Annotated in this window: 13 protein-coding genes and 1 tRNA gene; 5 read left to right on the top strand and 9 right to left on the bottom strand. The window is 56.9% G+C overall.

The window, feature by feature from the left end:
- Position 1: 1 nt before the first annotated feature.
- From metC to HF931_RS14605, 3 genes are read right to left on the bottom strand one after another with little or no spacing between them, the layout of a single operon-like run.
- On the bottom strand, positions 2 to 1159 hold the full coding sequence (gene metC / locus HF931_RS14615) for a cystathionine beta-lyase (RefSeq protein WP_273240696.1): 1158 nt from the start codon (positions 1157 to 1159) through the stop codon (positions 2 to 4).
- On the bottom strand, positions 1156 to 2001 hold the full coding sequence (locus tag HF931_RS14610) for a sulfurtransferase (protein WP_273240694.1): 846 nt from the start codon (positions 1999 to 2001) through the stop codon (positions 1156 to 1158). Before HF931_RS14610 ends, metC begins: the two co-directional genes overlap by 4 nt.
- A 3-nt stretch (positions 2002 to 2004) precedes the next feature.
- Entirely contained in the window at positions 2005 to 3009 is a 1005-nt protein-coding gene (locus tag HF931_RS14605; RefSeq protein ID WP_273240692.1) for a cysteine synthase A, read from the bottom strand.
- 159 nt (positions 3010 to 3168) lie between these two features.
- On the opposite strand from HF931_RS14605, the gene HF931_RS14600 reads away from it, so the two are divergent.
- From HF931_RS14600 to HF931_RS14590, 3 genes are read left to right on the top strand one after another with little or no spacing between them, the layout of a single operon-like run.
- Positions 3169 to 3726: a cupin domain-containing protein gene (locus tag HF931_RS14600; protein WP_273013319.1), complete on the top strand. Its 558-nt coding sequence runs from the start codon at positions 3169 to 3171 to the stop codon at positions 3724 to 3726.
- Positions 3723 to 4391, top strand: coding sequence for a DUF6134 family protein (locus HF931_RS14595; RefSeq protein WP_273240690.1), 669 nt, complete (start codon positions 3723 to 3725; stop codon positions 4389 to 4391). Before HF931_RS14600 ends, HF931_RS14595 begins: the two co-directional genes overlap by 4 nt.
- 12 nt (positions 4392 to 4403) lie before the next feature.
- Positions 4404 to 5936 carry a cryptochrome/photolyase family protein gene (locus tag HF931_RS14590; RefSeq protein WP_273240688.1) on the top strand — a complete coding sequence of 511 codons (1533 nt, stop codon included), beginning with the start codon at positions 4404 to 4406 and terminating at the stop codon, positions 5934 to 5936.
- Between the two features lie 57 nt (positions 5937 to 5993).
- Here the strand turns inward: HF931_RS14590 and HF931_RS14585 are convergent, their stop codons facing one another.
- Positions 5994 to 8288: an AsmA family protein gene (locus HF931_RS14585; RefSeq protein ID WP_273240686.1), complete on the bottom strand. Its 2295-nt coding sequence runs from the start codon at positions 8286 to 8288 to the stop codon at positions 5994 to 5996.
- Between the two features lie 159 nt (positions 8289 to 8447).
- Here HF931_RS14585 and HF931_RS14580 point away from each other — a divergent pair.
- Both HF931_RS14580 and HF931_RS14575 read left to right on the top strand, forming a co-directional pair.
- A tRNA-Asp gene (locus tag HF931_RS14580) sits at positions 8448 to 8524 on the top strand.
- Positions 8525 to 8684: 160 nt separating this feature from the next.
- Entirely contained in the window at positions 8685 to 8951 is a 267-nt protein-coding gene (locus tag HF931_RS14575) for a DUF6538 domain-containing protein (RefSeq protein ID WP_273240684.1), read from the top strand.
- Positions 8952 to 9045: 94 nt separating this feature from the next.
- On the opposite strand, the gene HF931_RS14570 is transcribed toward HF931_RS14575, so the two are convergent.
- The 5 genes from HF931_RS14570 to HF931_RS14550 all read right to left on the bottom strand — a co-directional run bounded on the left by HF931_RS14570 (position 9046) and on the right by HF931_RS14550 (position 16617).
- Entirely contained in the window at positions 9046 to 10452 is a 1407-nt protein-coding gene (locus tag HF931_RS14570) for an MFS transporter (protein ID WP_273240683.1), read from the bottom strand.
- A 326-nt stretch (positions 10453 to 10778) separates the two neighbouring features.
- Positions 10779 to 12134 (bottom strand): M24 family metallopeptidase, encoded by a 1356-nt coding sequence (locus tag HF931_RS14565; RefSeq protein WP_273240681.1) that lies wholly within the window; start codon positions 12132 to 12134, stop codon positions 10779 to 10781.
- A 20-nt stretch (positions 12135 to 12154) separates the two neighbouring features.
- Positions 12155 to 13423 carry a M24 family metallopeptidase gene (locus HF931_RS14560; protein ID WP_273240680.1) on the bottom strand — a complete coding sequence of 423 codons (1269 nt, stop codon included), beginning with the start codon at positions 13421 to 13423 and terminating at the stop codon, positions 12155 to 12157.
- Positions 13423 to 14868 (bottom strand): M20/M25/M40 family metallo-hydrolase, encoded by a 1446-nt coding sequence (locus HF931_RS14555; protein ID WP_273240679.1) that lies wholly within the window; start codon positions 14866 to 14868, stop codon positions 13423 to 13425. Before HF931_RS14555 ends, HF931_RS14560 begins: the two co-directional genes overlap by 1 nt.
- Positions 14869 to 14955: 87 nt before the next feature.
- Positions 14956 to 16617 (bottom strand): alpha/beta hydrolase-fold protein, encoded by a 1662-nt coding sequence (locus HF931_RS14550; protein WP_420537745.1) that lies wholly within the window; start codon positions 16615 to 16617, stop codon positions 14956 to 14958.
- Positions 16618 to 16722: the final 105 nt, after the last annotated feature.

The raw sequence follows: 16722 nt of genomic DNA, 5'->3' as shown, positions 1-16722 counted from the left end.
CCTAGTCTCCCTGCATCGCAGTAAACCCGGCGTCGAGGTCGGCAATCAGATCGTCCGGTGATTCCAGGCCGACATGGATGCGTAACAAAGGGCCGGCCTTGTCGTGGATCCAGTGATCCGCAGACCGGTTGAGCTGCGGATCGCAAGGGATGATCAGGCTTTCAAAGCCGCCCCAGGAAAAGCCCATGGAGAAGAGTTCCAGACTGTCAAAGAAGCGCTTGAGCGCATTTGGTCCTGTGGCCTTCAGAACGAATGAGAAAAGGCCGTTGGAACCTGAATAGTCCCGTTTCCAAAGAGCGTGATCCGGATGGTCTTCGAGGGCCGGATGTAGCACTTGCGAAACTTCATTCCGTTGAGACAGCCAATGAGCCAGTTTGAGCCCAGCCGCTTCGTGGGCATCAAGACGGGTTTTCAAACTGCGCAAGCCACGAAGCGCGGTATAGGCGTCGTCCGGGGCAAGGCTGATGCCCCAATCGTCTGCGCAATCGAGAACATCCTGCGCGATACGCTTGTCGCGGCTCATGACGGCGCCGCCGAATACATCTGCATGCCCGACCACATATTTTGTCAGCGCCTGAACGGAAAGGTCGACGCCAAGATCCAGCGGCCTGTGTAGCAGCCCGGCACCCCACGTATTGTCCAGAATGGTCCGGATATTGTGCTTTTTTGCAATCTCGACAATCGCTGGCGTGTCGCTGATTTCGAATGTCAGGGAGCCTGGAGATTCCAGATAGATGACGCGCGTATTCGGCTGGATGTATTCAGCAATGTTGGCGCCGCATCTTGGGGGGAAACGAGTCGCGCTTATCCCCATATTCTGCAGCCTGCGTTCGAGATACCGCGCAGTTGGTCCGTAGGCGGAGTCCGTGAACAAGACATGGTCGCCAGCCTTCACCTGACTGCCGATGGCGAGGGCGCATGCCTGCAATCCATTTGATGTCAGCTTTGCGTGACTGGCATTTTCGAGAACGCATAGCGCGGCTTCGAGCTCGCGGTGGACAGACAGGCCCATACGTCCATAGCCGGGCTTTGCGCCATAGAGATCAGAAGATGTATCGAACAGGACTGTCGAAGCACGCTCAACCGGTGGATTGACGGTCTTCTGGTCCATTCGGCGGCCGCACGTATGGATCAAGCGGGTCGCGGTGTCTTTTGTCATGCGGCGCCTTTTGCGATTGGGCGAGAGCTGTCAGAGGCCCATTCCGTCCATGACCCGTCATAAACGGCGACGTCCCAATTGCCGAGGCGCGCGAGGGCGAGGGCGGTGACAGCAGCGGATACGCCGGATCCGCACGTCGCGATCGTTGGTGCCGTCGGATCTGCGAACAATGTCCGAAGCTCGTCCGCTGATTTCAGCCTGTCGTCGGGTGTTCTCAATTCTCCAGATGGCTGGCAGATGCTGCCCGGAATGTGTCCTGAAGGGAGGTCCTCGCGTGGCTCCGGTGCGTCACCGGAAAAGCGCTCTGGTGATCTTGAATCAATGATGGTGTGAGACCCGGCCTCTGAGGCTGCGAGAACCTGGTTTGCATCCTTCACCAAGTCGGAGCGCACACGTGCCGTGAAGTGGCGTTCGACAGGTACGGGCGGCAGGTCTTCGAGTTCGCCACCCGCGTCAATCCATGCCTGCAATCCGCCATCGAGGACCTTCACATCCTTTTGGCCCATCACGCGCAACATCCACCAGACGCGTGCCGACGCGAAGAACTTGAACTGGTCGTACACAATGATGCGGTTGCCGTCGCCAATACCGAGTTTGCGGACGCGTGATGAGAACATCACCGGGTCGGGCAGCATGTGCGGCAGGTCAGTGCCCCCAGCCTTGATCGCGTCAATGTCGAAATAGACCGAGCCTGGAATGTGGCCTTCGCTCCAGGCCTGGCGCCCGGTTTTCTCCATGTTGAGGAAAGGTGGAAACCAGGTGGCATCGACCACTCTGACATCAGGGGCGGTGATGTTCTCTTTCAGCCATTCGGCGGTGACGAGCGGATCTTCGTGTTCCATGAATCAGGCCTCCATCCAGTCGGGCACAGGAAGGTCCTTCAATTTCAGGAACTCCGGATTGTAGAGCTTAGACTGGTAGCGATTGCCATAGTCGCAGAGCATGGTGACAATGGTGTGGCCCGGTCCAAGGTCCTTTGCCATCTGAACCGCGCCGGCCACGTTGATCCCGGCGGAACCTCCAAGGCAGAGGCCTTCATTGCGAACCAGATCGAACAGGATATTCAGCGCTTCCTCATCGGTGCAGCGGTAGGCGCGGTCAACTTCAATGCCCTCAAGGTTCGCCGTTATCCGTCCCTGACCGATACCTTCGGTGATGGACGTGCCTTCAGACCTCAGCTCGCCATTCTTGTAGTATTCGTACAATGCGGCGCCGCCGGGGTCTGCGATGCCAATCTGGATGTCCTTGCTTTTTTCCTTGAGGGCCAGAGAGACACCGCCAAGCGTACCTCCGGAGCCAACAGCACAGATGAACGCATCCAGCTTTCCGTCGGTTTGGGTCCAGATTTCCTGGCCGGTCGTATCGTAGTGGGCCTTCCGGTTCGAGACATTGTCGAATTGGTTGGCCCAGATTGCGCCGTTCGGCTCTGACTTGGAGAGGTCTTCCGCGAGGCGGCGGGAGAAGTGCTGGTAATTATTGGGGTTTTTGTAGGGGACCGCGTCAACTTCGATCAATTCTGCGCCGAGCAGGCGGATGGCGTCTTTCTTCTCTTGGCTCTGCGTGCGCGGCATGACAATGACGACGCGATAGCCAAGCGCCGCGCCCACAAGCGCGAGCCCGATGCCGGTATTCCCCGCTGTGCCTTCGACGATGGTGCCACCGGGCTTCAGCTCTCCTGACGCCTCTGCATCACGCACGATCCCCAGCGCAGGGCGATCTTTCACGGATTGACCGGGATTCAGGAACTCGCACTTGCCGAGAATTTCACAGCCGGTTTCGTCTGATACCTGGTTGAGACGGAGCAGGGGGGTGTTGCCGATAAGGTCGATCACCGAGCGATGAAACTGCATCAGGAGGGGTCCGATTCTGGTCGTTCTGTTGTGCCATCGAAGCTAGTGCGCAAAGGCCGTTTTCACAACCGCTGGAAATCCTGCAGATGCAAGGTGATCCGAGGAGCGTCGCAGTGCGTAACGATAGCGACAGACACTTATTATATAAGGACACCTCGCTTGACCCGGAACGACACGTATATCGCCTTCATGATGGACCACGCTGCTGGGAACCATCCGGAGTCCTTTGCGCTGGCAGCGGATCTGCACGTCGCACTCAACCCGGATGGCGCCGAAACGGCGGATATCTGGTCGATGATCGGGGGCGTCCTGCTGGAGTCTTCTGATATCGCCGAAACGGGCGGGACTGTATACGCTCACAAACGGGTACAGTCGCGAAAGTCAGGCTTGTCTGCAGCAGGATTGCTGGCGCAGCCCATGGAGTCTCTCAAATGGCGGCGCGGCCTGTCAGGCGTGCAATACGCATCCGCCGGGGCACCGGGAACCAAATTCATGAAGCTGGACCCGGGACAATCGGCGCCAATGCATGGTCATGGCGATTTGGAAGCAACCGTCGTGCTGTCCGGGCGTTTCTCTGATGGACATGGGACCTATTCACGCGGTGATCTCGTGCTTGGTCAGCCCGGCATGCGGCATAAGCCGTCCGCGGTCGGTGAGGAAGCCTGTGTCTGCTTCGTGGCCCATCGGCCGAACAATTTCTGGAGAATCTTCCAATGAAACGCACACTCGCAGTCCTGTTTGCCTCTACCGCAATGATCGCCTCACCTGCCGCCGCCAAGAATTCGGGGGGTGTGTGGACACCGGAGCCGGGTGATGTCATCGAATTTGATGTGCTCCGCAAAGGCAAACCGTTCGGCTCGCACTCGGTGACGTTTGGTGAGGACTCAAACGGTCGACTGACAGCCAGGACGGATGTGCTGCTGAAAGCTGGGCTGGGGCCTATCACGGTGTTCAAGTACGAATTGGACGCCACCGAGGTCTGGCAGGATGGTCAACTTGTCTCGCTGAACGGCGAGGTCAATGATGACGGCAAGGAAGGCCAGGTAACAGCGACGCGGGCCGGCAATGAACTGAACGTCGATGGAACCCAGTTTGAAGGCCGGGTAGCGACATCGATCATTCCGTCCAGTCACTGGAATTTTGCAGCCACGCAGGCTACCGAGCTCTTGTCGACCGAGGATGGTGAAATCCTTGATGTGTCCGTGTCCGAACAAGGCAAGGAATTGATCGTTGCCGCTGGCGAGGAAGTGGAGGCCACGCGGTACTTGCTGGCCTCCGATATTGACGTGACGCTGTGGTATGATGAGGCGGGGCGCTGGCTGAAGCTTGCGTTCGAGGCGCGCGGTCAGGACATCGAATACGTGCTTACAAAGCCGTACTGACACAGATTACAAATGCCGTCCCTGATACTGGTTCTGGGCGATCAATTGTCGCTCAGCATGTCATCCCTGAAAGATGCGAACCCTGAATCAGACATTGTTCTGATGGCGGAGGTTATGGAGGAGGCGACATATGTCGGGCACCACAAGAAAAAGCTCGCCTTCGTATTTTCTGCGATGCGCCATTTTGCCCGTGAACTCGAGAAGAAAGGCTTCTCGGTTCGTTACGTGCACCTGACGGACAAGAACAATCAGGGGGCTTTGCGAGCGGAAGTTTCACGAGCGCTCGAAGACCTGTCTGATGTGGAGAAGCTGATCGTCACCAAGCCGGGTGAATGGCGCCTGCTGGCCGATATGGAAGATTGGCCAGATCTCTTCGACGTTGAAGTGGAGCTGCGTGACGATACGCGCTTCATCGCGACATTGGACGATTTCTCTGATTGGGCTGCGGATAGAAAGCAGCTCCGTATGGAATATTTCTATCGCGAGATGCGCCGTAAAACCGGTCTTCTCATGGATGGCGATGAACCTGCTGGTGGAGAGTGGAATTACGATCAGGAAAATCGCAAGCGGTTGCCGAACTCCAAGCAGACACCGCAACGGTGGTTTTGCGAGCCGGATGACATCACGCAGGAGGTGATGAATCTGGTTGAAGATCAGTTTCCGGATAACTTTGGACGCCTCAGACCTTTTAACTATGGGGTCACACAAAAGCAGGCCGAGGCTGCGCGAGATGCGTTCATTTCAGATATTCTTCCGGGGTTTGGGGACTATCAGGACGCGATGGCACAGGAGGAGCCGTGGATGTGGCATTCGATCCTGTCGCTGTATCTCAATGTGGGGCTACTGGACCCGCTGGATCTTTGCAAGCGCGCCGAAGCCGCATGGCGGGAAGGGCGCGCGCCTTTGAACGCTGTAGAAGGGTTTGTTCGTCAGATCCTGGGATGGCGCGAATATGTGCGGGGGCTGTATTGGTACAAGGGGCCGGAATACAAGAACAGCAATTTCCTGAACGCACAGAATGATATGCCGGAGTTCTACTGGACTGGCGAAACCGATATGGCCTGTATGTCCGACGCAATCCAGCAAACCATCGAACATGCGTATGCGCACCATATTCAGCGCCTGATGGTTACGGGGAATTTTGCGCTGCTGACAGGTATCCACCCCGATCAGGTCAACAACTGGTACATGCGCGTTTATGCTGACGCCTATGAATGGGTAGAGCTGCCCAATACGCATGGCATGGCAATATTCGCCGATGGCGGCGTGATTGCCTCCAAGCCCTACGCAGCCAGCGCGAATTATATCAACAAGATGTCGGATTATTGCGGCAACTGCCGGTATAATCACAAGGGGCGGGTAGAAGACGACGCTTGCCCGTTCAACGCATTGTACTGGAATTTCCTGATCGGAAACCAGGACGTGTTGCAGACTAATCCGCGCATGGGTCTTGTCCTCAAGAATGTTGACCGACTGAGTGACGACGACCGGAAGCAGATACAGGCGCGTGCAGCGAGTCTGATGAAGTCATTTGGAATGTGTTGAGGCGCACCACTGGCGGAGTGGCGCGCTTCGGTTTCATCATTGTTCAGACATTCTGAATTAGTCGTCAGTTTTCTTCTTGTTGCGATTGCTGAGCAATCCGCCAAGTGCCTGAAGCGCAGCGTCCTCCGCGGAAGTCGGCGCGTCTTCATCGGATGAATCCGTGTCACCTTGCGCGCCTCCAACACCCAACAGCCCGTTAATTACAGACTCTGTGCCCCCTGAACCTCCCGCTTCAGTCAGGCCAAGTTCCTGCAACACACGTGATCCAAGCTCCGCCTTCAGGGCATTGGTGACTCCGCTGAGGTCAGGGGTAATTTTGGGATTGTCCCAAGCGCCGGATATGCGCACCGGCACGGGAATTCCATTCAGCTGGACAACGCTTCCTTGCCCCTGAGCAGCCTTGTCCACGCTGGTGGCAAGCCGCAAATCCATTGACTGACCGGCCAGATTGATTTGTCCACTTCCATCGATTCCCAACACCGGGTTCAACAGCTTCATGAGATCAACATTGGCCACCCCGTCATTGATGGTGAGGACCGTGTCAAAGCTGGAAAAATCCGTCTCCGCATTCTCTGACAAGGCTTCGCTGAAATTGAGGTTCTGCACTGATCCGGTTGCCACCGCCTCTTTCAGCGTCGACGCGCTGCGTACCAGGGCAGCCACGTTCAGCCCCTTGATCACGCCTTCGGAGAGATTGGTCGATACCTGACCATCCAGCGCGTTCATGATCTCATCGATCGAGCCACCGGTAGACTGCGCAGAGACCTTGAACTGTCCGGTTCCTGTCAGACTGTCGAAGCCTGCCAATGTACCGAGCAGATTGGACACGGCGACGTTCTCGCCCTGCATGTCGAAATTCACCTTGGGAGCGGTGGGGCGTGCATCCACTGTAAGCTTGCCAAGCCAGTTGCCGTTGAACGCCTTGAATTGAGAGAGGTCTGCAGTGAGGAGGCCATTTGAGAGATCCACCTCCATGACTGCGTCGGTGAGCGTGATGTCGCCGACCGTCAATGTGCCAACCTTCAGGTCCAGATCGGCATTCACTGATTTGAGGCCAGACAGGTCAAGTGGCTCGTCGCTCCATGGTTGAATGCCCTTGGACGTCGTTGATGCATCCTGTTCCGGCTCTCCCATGAAGGGCGTCAGGTCGAGCGTTGGCATGTCCAGATCCCCGATGATGCGAGGTGTTGCTGCCGAAAGGTCTATGCCAGCCTTTCCAGTGCCGCTCAGCTCATCAAGCGAGAGAGACAGATTGTTGACCATGATGGATTTGAAACTGCCCGCGGCCGCGCCCGATACGGCAAAGGACTGAAGTGTGTCGCCCGGCGCCAATTCAGTGTCAGCGGCTGCGAGCAAGCCTCTCAGCTCCTTGCTTGAAACCGATAGATTGCCACTGATTGAGCCATCTCCGGCGAGGGACACGTCACCAGCATATGATGCACTCAGCAATTCACTAGAATGCGACAGGTCCAGCCCTGTGAATACCAAGGCATCAAGTGGGCCATTGGCCTGACCTGAAATCTGGACCCGTCCAAGTGCATCTTGTGCAGGCAGCTCCAGATCGAACTGGCGAGCCAGCGCCGCCACATCGGATGAGGCGATATTGAATGCCCCATCAACGCTCGGCGCGTCGCCCAATTGTACGTTTCCGTCATAGCGGATGTCGCCCAGATTGGACGAGAGTTTGAACTCCATTGTCGCGGGCAGATTACTGGTCAGCGCTTCCGGTGTTTCCAGTCGAAGTGACAGGTCGAACACCTGATTCTGGAACAGCCCGCTTGCCTCTGCGGACAAGGGCTGGTCCATGCCGCGAAGCGAAGCCTGAAGATCAAAGTCTGTCAGCTCATACGTTTTGCCCGACTCGTCATCCTGGTATGTCAGGGACGCGTTCTGCAGGACCGCCGACGCAATACCTGCATCGAAGCTGCCCCCGGAATTTTCAGTGGTCTCAGAAGGGGTGTCGCTGGAGGCGAGTTCCCAATTCGTGCTGCCATCCGCTTTTCGCTGGAGGAATACGTTTGCGTCTACGAATGCGATTTCCTGAACATCCACGCGTCTGGACAGCAGGGGCATCCATTTGACGGATCCGCGCAATTCGCCCGCCTCAATCATGTATGGAGTCGCAAAGCCATCGGGATTCGCCACTGTAACTTCGGACACCGACGCAGCGATTCTTGGAAACACAGAAATGTTCACATCGCCCGCCAGAATCACTTCCCGCTGCAGCGCATTGGTGGCGGCGGTCTCGATCTGCTTCTTGTAGACAGACTTCGGAATGAAGAAAGGCACTGAAAATGCAGCAATTATCAGCAGAAGTATGACGCCGGAGAGGATGACAAGAACGCGTTTCATGGGGGAGCCTCAATAGTGGAGCGGCAGGGTTTCATGGGAATATGGCCGGGGAATGACACCTTTATACAGAAAAGTACAAATTCGCGTGAAGTTCCCCGCTTGACCGGCCATCCGGGGTCTAATAGAGAAGCGGCTCGCCGGATTGCGGCAAGGAAATGCGCGGGTGTAGCTCAGCTGGTTAGAGTGCCGGCCTGTCACGCCGGAGGTCGCGGGTTCGAGCCCCGTCACTCGCGCCATTTCTCTTCAGATGGCGACTGCCAAATCCCTTGAAATCATTGAAAGTCTTGGAGAATCTGCGGGTCTTCCACGCCTTTCCGCCGATCGTGCACCACAAAATGCAAAATTTTTGCACTACAAACGGCGATGAAGCATTTCTCACTTGGATCACGATTTCTAATGGATCGCGGCGGTTGGTGGCACTATGTCAGGCGGGTTCCGGCTCGCTTCAAAGACGTCGACACACGCGGCCTGATCCAGATCGCCTTGCGCACCCAGTCTCTCGAGCTGGCCATGATGCGCCGCAACAGTTTGGCAGAAGCCGACGCCGCCCTCTGGAACAGCCTGGCTCTCCAGATTGAGGGCACGCAACGATCAAGAAGCCGGGCCGGACAGGCCGGCGTGCTGATGCCGGAACCGCAGCGCTGCCAAAATCCGCAAGGCTGATTTGAGACCAGGCTGACGCGCTTTTCTGTGCGAGCCCGAAGCATCCGACAGATCCACCCGGTCCGAGGCCTTCCCGTCGCGTGCACATGGTTGTTTAGTCAACAACACCGCGTTCGAGCTGCGTCGTATAATGCTTGCGTGTGAAACAGATGAGGGCAGTCGCGGGAACGAGCACGGCGAACGAGATGATTGCCAGAGCCGGCCCCAAATCGGTGGGATTGGCCGATATCGACGACAACCAAGCCACGAGGGGCGGGCCCAATCCGAGACCGATGAGGATTGTGCACATGAACATGATGGCAATCGCTGTCGCGCGAAATCTGGCTGGAACGGTGAATTGATTGGAGATGACGATTAGATTACTGCAACCCGTCAAACAAAACACCATGACACCAAGACAGATCAGTGCGCCAATCCCGTTTGTCTGGATCGCGGCAAGGCCAGCCGCAGCACAGCCAAGCGCCGCGCCAGCACTTGCGACAAGGACCAAGCCATCGCGGATGCCGTTTCGGGTGAGGCTCTCAGCCAGGCTCGAGAAGGCCAGCGTCCCAATTACGCTGCAGCACAGACCGGTAATTCCATAGGACAGTCCCGCCTGCTCGACGGACCAGCCTTGGGAGCGATGCAGGTATTCCGGGACCCAGGCGCCGAAGGCGAAAATGACAATCGTAATGAGGCTGGCTCCCAGGAACAGGCCGCCAAAAAGATGGGTATGCTGGAAGAAAAAGCGGGTAACCTGCGACAGGCCTGACGCCTCAGTGGTCTCGTCTCCGTCACGTACAGGCTCAAATGTGGTTGCGAAAAATAGGATGCCGATCAAGAGTCCCGGTACGCCAACGCAAAAGAATACCACCTGCCACACGCTGAAACGGTCGAAGAAAACCGACCCATCCGAGGCCGCCCATCCGAGTACGCTCGCTCCGGCGATATAGGCGCCATAGGTTCCCACATTTCCAGATGCCGCGTAGATGGCCGACGGCAAAAACCTGCGCTCCGGTGTGAACATGCTGCCAATCATCGAATAGGCCGCCGGTGACAGGACAGCTTCCCCGATCGCAACGCCCATGCGGAGCAACACGAGCGCAATGAACGTGCCTGCGAGACCGGACCCTATCGTGCAGAGGCTCCAGAATGCCACACCGGCCAAGATCAATTTCTTTCGATTGCCCCGGTCCGCCAATCTCGCCGCCGGCAGGCCGAGAAAGCCATAGAAGACGGCAAACGCCGCCCCGAACAGCAAGCCGATGTGCGCATCGCCGACGTTAAAAGCGGCTTTCAATGGCCCCACGAGCAAACTTGGAATGATCCGGTCGATATAGGAAACAATGTAAAGGCTGGACAGAAGGCCGACAGTCCACCAGGCGCGCCAAACCTGAGCCGGTCGAGGGGCGCTGTTCAGTTTGCGCCTGAGGGGCGGTTCATTGTGTGACGTTGCGTCAGCTTGGGCGCTCAACCCGTTCCGGGGCAGCTCTGTTTCCCTTGGAAACTGGCAATCTGCCATGTTCAGCGTATCATCCTTCCAGCGAGAGGAAGGCGACTGTAGTTTACTTGTCGGATTGTCAGCCGTTTGCGCCGAACTATCCCGCTATCAGCTGTGAGATCTGGCATGTTCAATTGCAGTATCCAACGTGTTGAATGCGTTAGATGACACAATGATGCCCAATGGCACAAGCGTGCAGTTTCTGCTCAGCACTTCGCTGAACAGAATACTCCCTCAAAGTGGGGGGTAGCTTGCAGAAATTACCGGCCGGGCATGTGCAATCCTGAAGGGGACCAGGTTGCGAGCCCGGCCGGAGGTTCATCCGGTGAGCGGGATGAAGGGAGGAATCAGTCGGTGGCGCTGCCGATGAGGTGAAGCCGTGTTTGGCGCCCATCAATGTAGCGAACGGTCGCGCCGTCAAAGAATGCATCTTCTTCCGTCCGGAAGGTAATTTCCTGGCCACCCCATTCAGGGACAGCGGTCTTGGCATACAATTCGATTGACCAGGCCGTGTTCGGGCGCAGGCGATACTCACCTTTCTCTGTGGGACCTTGATTGTCCCAGAATCCGATTGAAGGACCAGCTCCATGGCCGTGATTGCCGAGGGGGTGAGTGTAGATGCTGGGCTCAAGGCCTTGGGCGATTGCCTTCTCTCGGGCATTTTTCAGAATCTCGTTCCCGGAAAGCCCGGTCACAAAGGATGATGTAAGCGCATCCTGCACGTCATTGCTCGCGCGAAGACCGGCTTTCAGCCCTTCCGGGGCATCGGTCTCGCCCTCTTTCAGGACATAGGCCAGATGTTGCGTGTCAGTGCTCAGGCCCATGTAAACGATGCCAAGATCAATCCAGAGAAGGTCTCCTTCCTGAATGATCGCATCGCCCATCAATTCCTCATCTTCGCCTTCACGGAATATATGGACAGAATTGTGAAACCAGGAGTCGATGCCGAGATCTGCCGTCTTCTGTCGAGTCCACCAAACGACGTCGTCAGTTGTCGTAATGCCGGGCGTGATCACCTTGTTGGAGAAGGCTTCGCCAATGATGCTGTGAGCCGTGCGCACAATGTCGTCATAATATTCCATTTCGGCCGGAATACGCGTTTCGAGCCAGCCGATTGCCAGATCGAAGCCTGAGACAAGACGTGCCTGATACACCGGATCGAGCGCGTTATAGAGATCCGTATACTGGCTGCTGGTAAGGCCGTCAGCAAAGGCAGACACCGACGACACATTTATCGCAATATTCTTAGGGTCGCGCTCGGCGACAATTTCCGCGAAGCGTTCCCATTGGTCATCGCCGTCTTCCGGTACCCAGGCTGGTTCGAAGAAGCCGCCAAGGCCGTAACGGCTGACTGTCAGTCGTTCGATGTCCTGACCTTCGCCCGGATCATTGAAAACAAGGATGGTCCGGCGGCGCGCGTGCAGGCTCGTTGCGTTGAGCATCGTATCAACAACGGGATCTTCAAGATATTCTCGGGCCACGAGCACCCACATATCTATTCCGTTTTCACGCATGAGTTCTGGAACGACCGTGTCGAGGCGTTCGCCAAGCCATTCATCGTGCAGCTTGGCACGTTCGCGAAGGGACAGGATTTCCGGAGTTGCTGGGGAAAGACTGACTTCACCCTGGGTGGGCTCGTCGGCCGCCGCTGTGCCACCTGACAAAAGGGCGAGGGCAGACAGTCCGTAGATCAAATTGCGCATTGTGAATCTCCTTCAAGGGATCAGCCGAAAGGGGCGTCGAGAGTGTTCGGGGGTTGGGTGAAATAGACTGGGCCGTGCTGGCTCATATAGAAGCAGTCTTCGATGCGGACGCCAAATGAGCCCGGTATGTAGAGACCGGGTTCATTGGAGAAGCACATGCCCGCAGCGAGTGGTGTCTGTTCACCATGAACAAGGTTGATCGGCTCATGGATGTCGAGGCCGATGCCGTGTCCGGTTCTGTGTGGCAGGCCGGGGGTCGCATAGCCGGGGCCGTAGCCAAGGCTTTCATATAGCGCGCGCACAGCATCGTCCACGGCGCCGGCGGGGGTGCCGATCTGCGCAGCCATCATGGCCGCCTCCTGTCCCATGCGAACCTGTCTGTACACGTCCCGGTGCTTTTTCGTCGGTTCGCCGTAAACGAAGGTCCGAGATATATCCGCGTAGTAGCCGTCGACCCTGCAGCCGCAATCCATGAGAACGACCGAACCGGGTTTCACGGTTTCCCGAAACTTCGATCCGTGAGGCAAGGCCGATCCTTCATTGATCTGGACGCCGCCTGACGGGGCGGTGCCGCCATGTTCTGTGATCGCCGCGCTCATGATCATGAAGATGTCCTGACCATCCATTCCAGCTTCGATCTTGCCGGCAATGCTGCGATAGGACGTATCGACGATATCCGCTGCCTCTTGCAGCAAGGCCAGTTCCGGAGCCGTCTTGATCATGCGGCAGGCGCTGACCAGGGTAGCAGCGGATACGAGGTTGAGCGAGGGAAGTGCGCTCTGAAGTCCGTCTACGGCGAAATACCGGACGGTCTCTTCGATCGCGACCGGGCGATCCCCGAGTTTCTGTTCCTGAATCCAGCCTGCAACGAGCTTGTGGGGATCCTGGTGTTCGTTCCAGATCCGAACGTCTCCCGGGACCACAAGCATTTCGCGGATCGAGGGTTCTTCAAATTCGGGCGTCACAATACAAATCTCGCCCTCTGCCGGAATCAGGGCCGCAGTCAGTCGTTCGCTTCGCCACCAATTCACCCCGGTGAAATAGAACAGCGACGCGCCTGCTTCGATGAGGGTGGCCCCAATGCCTTGCTCACGCATCAATTGTTGAAGGCGGGCCAATCTCGATGCGCGTTCGGTCGGGCTGATCGGGTCCGCGCGTTTGATGGGATCGGGGCTGGGCTCGGTGTGAGCACACGCTGACTGCGCCGCGGTTGATGCCATCAGCGCGGTGCCGCCCGTCGCAACAAGGAAACTGCGGCGGTTCAGCGGGGGGGAGGCTATGTTTCGCATCAGCCCTGACCTCCTGCGAGGTCCTTGAGCAGACCATCCCAGAAGATCAGCTGATCGAAATAGGATTTGATCGGAAGACGCTCATCGATGCCGTGCGCGCGGAAGTCATCCGGACGCACGAGCGTGATTGCACCGGCACCGTAGGTCGGAATGCCTGCCGACCTGAACTCCCGGCCATCGGTTCCGCCTGACGACATGGAAGGCTTCACAATCGCGCCCGGCTGGACAACTTCAATGGCGTTACGCAAGGATTCAAAGAGGGGTTCATTTATCGGTGACACCGGGCTTTCAACCGGGGCGCCGAGCACCTCAATGGACAGGGCTGAATTGTCTATCACATCGGTCAGAGTCTTCTGGACATCGGCGACAGACGTGCCTGGCAGGATGCGGCAGTTCACGGTCAGGCGGGCCTGCTGCGGGAGTGCATTCTCTGCAGTTCCGGCTGCCAGCATGGTCGGCACACAAGTCGTTGAAATGAAATGCGTGCTTACGGAAGACGCATCCACAATGGCCCGGGCTTCCGCATTCGATGGATCTCGTGTCAGGGTTTCAAGGGCACGACCGAATTCGCCCCCTTCGGTTTCTGCGAGATCCAGAGCCATTTGCCGAGAGATGTCGTTGAATCCGACAGGAAATTTTAGGGAACGGATTCGGGTAATCGCATCTGCAATATCGAACAGGGCGTTGTCTGCGCGTGGCGCAGAGCTGTGCCCTCCCTTGTTTGCAGCCGTGATGTGAAACGTTGCATAGGTCTTCTCGGCAGACTGGATGGAGAAGGCTGGATTGTTGCCATTTGCGTCTACGGATCCGACTCCCGCGTCAGAATTCAATGCGTACTCAGCATTCTCCACCCAAGGATGGGTCGTCAAAAGTCGCGTCGTATTCATTCCGGTTTCTTCGTCACCGGAAAAGGCAATGACGAGGTCCCGGTCAGGCTGGAAGCCCTCCCGCTTCAGGCGGATGAATGTCGTGACCAGAAGCGCGACCCCCGCCTTGTTGTCGACCGAGCCGCGGGCATAGATATAGCCATCCTTTTCGACCGGGACGTAGGGGGCGGTTTGCCACAAATCTGCGGAGGCATCGACCACATCCATATGTGCAATCAGCGCGATGGGGCGCTTGGTTGATCCGGCGGGGCCCTTGTAGCGCACGACCAGGCTGGCGACGGTCTCGCCATCGATCTGCAGCGTTGGGATGTCGATGTCTTCGTCACGGAACCCGCCTGCGCGCAGACGGTCGGCAAGAAGCTCCGCTTGTGGTTTGGTTTGTGCGAAACCCTTGACGGTACGAAGTTTTAGAATGTCTTCCAATAGGCTCCGGGCGAACGTGAAGTCGGAGCTTTCGATTTCGACCTCAGCCGTGTCAGCGCGCACAACAGGCGCGGCCATGCCCCATGCAATCGTTGACATACAAGCTGCAGCAGCAAGTCTGGTGATGAGTTTCATGATGTCCTCGTATCGGTCTGTTCTGGGGCAGATCACCTCCCGGCCCGCTGACATGGCGTCCGGAAGGTGTCGCAAGGAGCAGCGCGTCTAGTAGCGCCAGCTTTCGAGATCCGCGCCGTCTGGCGCCGAATCTTCAATCCGTTTGAGGATTTTCGGCACATACATCCAATTGTAGCGCAGACGTGAGACCGCGTTTGGAAGGTCTGGATCGCCGTTCCAGCAATGCTCGTCGCGGTCGCCATATGTCACCTCGCCCTGATAGGGCGGATCGGTTTTGTTGAGGAAGTCTTCCATCAGATAGACGGCATTGTTGAGGTAAAAATTGTCCATGTCGCCGGTATAGATATGGATCTTGCCTTGCAGTTTCGGGCCAATCTCTGCCCAGTCACGCTCCAATATGTATCGGAGGTCATAGTTCTCGCGCCAATACTCTGCGACGTCGTGATTGATCTCGCCTGTGCGTTTGTCCCAGATGCGCTGTGGGTATCCATCGTCCCCATTGGGGGAATACACGGCCTCCCAGACATCCCATTGGGCGCCGGATCGGGTTTTGTCACCCAGAACAAGTTCCCAGCGATTCTCCATTTCCACCGTGTACGGGACTTGACCGAGATAGTTGCGTTTGCCCGGCTTCGCCACTTTTCCGAACGGTCCGAAATTGTAGTAGGCATTCTCCTCTTCATATATGTCCGTCAACATGAATTGGCGGAAATCGATCGGGTCCGGGCAGGCTGCAAAGGCGCCATTATACTCGTCTGGATACTTGACCTGAACAGCCAGGGCTTCCCACCCGCCTGTCGACCCACCGTAGACGAAGCGTGACCAGCCTTCACCAAGACCGCGAAATTTCTCTTCCAGAGCTGGCACGAATTCATAGGTGATGGCATCCCCATAGGGGCCGATGTTCGCGGAGTTCACCGCGTAGCTGTCATCATAGTACGGATTGGAATGGTCGATTTCCACAATCAGCATGCGTGGGAAGTCGTCGGATGTCCATTTCTTGTAGAAATCGTAGGCCTCCTGCTGTTCGATACGATTGTAGCAAGGCTCATCAAAGCGTTCGCTGTACTCGCATTCCAGGTCCGGGTCCGGTGGGGATGTGCGGAAGCCTCCGAAATCAGCCGGGAAGTGGCCGTGGAAAATGATGAGCGGGTATTCGGCTTCCGGATGGTCATCGAACCCCTCCGGCACAAGCACATGACCGCGGATGAAGACATCAGTTCCCCAAAAGTCTGACAGCTTGTCGCTGCGAATCTTGAAGTGACGAATATATTTCGTGTCCTGAGGTTCTTCGATTTCTGGCAACACCTCGTTCAATGAAATCGAAATGGTATCGCTTCCTTCAGGGTCAAAGCTGACCTTTCTTGGCTTGCTGATCACATTGTCGGGTTCAAGTCTCCAGTTCTGGCCGGCGCCGCGCGCTGCCGGAAGCTTCACGGTTTTTCCGTTTGAGAGGTTGAACGTGTCATATTTGTGCAGAACGGCCTGCACGTAGTAATCACCGGCCGGGACACCCTTCATGTCTTCGGCTGGAAAACCGAGGACGCCCGTGCCGATCTCGACAGCCCCGCCGGGTTGAAGGCTGTTTACATTGACACCGAAAATCTGTGGCGCGTCATAGGACTGCTTTACCTGGAACCGCGGCTCCTTTTCTCCGTCAGGCGTGATGATGAGAAGGACGCGACCATCATGCGCCTCGGTCACGGCTGTATCGGACAATTGGATCTCAAACGAATCGGCGTGTGCCATGCCGCTGGTGGCGGCGATCAAGGCAGCGAAACCGACGGAGCCGGCAAGGTTCTTTAAAGTCACGGAGTGTCCTCTCATAATTCTGTGCGCGGAGTTAAATCGGAA

Origin of the sequence: Hyphomonas atlantica corrig. (assembly GCF_017795365.1) — a bacterium.
In the GTDB taxonomy this organism is placed as follows: Bacteria; Pseudomonadota; Alphaproteobacteria; order Caulobacterales; family Hyphomonadaceae; genus Hyphomonas; species Hyphomonas atlantica.
The sequence above is the reverse complement of the archived record's forward strand: the minus strand, read 5'-3'. Positions and strand labels throughout refer to the sequence as shown.

Bases quoted from the DNA above. Each gene is read 5' to 3' on its own strand.
- HF931_RS14560 (WP_273240680.1), bottom strand. From the start codon at position 13,423: ATGCGAAACATAGCCTCCCCCCCGCTGAACCGCCGCAGTTTCCTTGTT.
- HF931_RS14605 (WP_273240692.1), bottom strand. From the start codon at position 3,009: ATGCAGTTTCATCGCTCGGTGATCGACCTTATCGGCAACACCCCCCTG.
- HF931_RS14570 (WP_273240683.1), bottom strand. From the start codon at position 10,452: ATGGCAGATTGCCAGTTTCCAAGGGAAACAGAGCTGCCCCGGAACGGG.
- HF931_RS14585 (WP_273240686.1), bottom strand. From the start codon at position 8,288: ATGAAACGCGTTCTTGTCATCCTCTCCGGCGTCATACTTCTGCTGATA.
- HF931_RS14575 (WP_273240684.1), top strand. From the start codon at position 8,685: ATGGATCGCGGCGGTTGGTGGCACTATGTCAGGCGGGTTCCGGCTCGC.
- HF931_RS14610 (WP_273240694.1), bottom strand. From the start codon at position 2,001: ATGGAACACGAAGATCCGCTCGTCACCGCCGAATGGCTGAAAGAGAAC.
- HF931_RS14555 (WP_273240679.1), bottom strand. From the start codon at position 14,868: ATGAAACTCATCACCAGACTTGCTGCTGCAGCTTGTATGTCAACGATT.
- HF931_RS14565 (WP_273240681.1), bottom strand. From the start codon at position 12,134: ATGCGCAATTTGATCTACGGACTGTCTGCCCTCGCCCTTTTGTCAGGT.
- HF931_RS14550 (WP_420537745.1), bottom strand. From the start codon at position 16,617: ATGGCACACGCCGATTCGTTTGAGATCCAATTGTCCGATACAGCCGTG.
- HF931_RS14595 (WP_273240690.1), top strand. From the start codon at position 3,723: ATGAAACGCACACTCGCAGTCCTGTTTGCCTCTACCGCAATGATCGCC.
- metC (WP_273240696.1), bottom strand. From the start codon at position 1,159: ATGACAAAAGACACCGCGACCCGCTTGATCCATACGTGCGGCCGCCGA.
- HF931_RS14590 (WP_273240688.1), top strand. From the start codon at position 4,404: ATGCCGTCCCTGATACTGGTTCTGGGCGATCAATTGTCGCTCAGCATG.